Genomic DNA, 283 nt, shown 5'->3' on the forward strand with positions numbered 1-283 from the left:
AAGAACAAGTCGTCAATGCTGTAAGTAAAGCAAAAGGTGACTTCCACCCAAAGAATAATAGCTTATTACACCTTAGCCGAATACACTTCCTACTTGGACATTCTCAACAAGCCAAACGACTGGCAACTGAAACGCTTGAACAAGCTAAAATACATGACTTTAGACTAACCCAAATAGCAGCTGCACAAATATTGTCGGACTTATACGAAAAAGAACATAATTATGCTGATGCATACCTGTGGCAAAAACAACTAACTGAGCTAGAAAAACACTATGCAAAAAC

At 37.8% G+C, this 283-nt stretch carries 1 protein-coding gene; it reads left to right on the top strand.

The window, feature by feature from the left end; all coding sequences use genetic code 11:
• Positions 1–283, top strand: a 283-nt coding sequence (locus CWC11_RS22960; RefSeq protein ID WP_171038540.1) for a hypothetical protein, incomplete at both ends; no start/stop codon positions are given.

Origin of the sequence: Pseudoalteromonas sp. S3178, from assembly GCF_005886985.1 — a bacterium.
Taxonomy (GTDB): domain Bacteria; phylum Pseudomonadota; class Gammaproteobacteria; order Enterobacterales; family Alteromonadaceae; genus Pseudoalteromonas; species Pseudoalteromonas carrageenovora.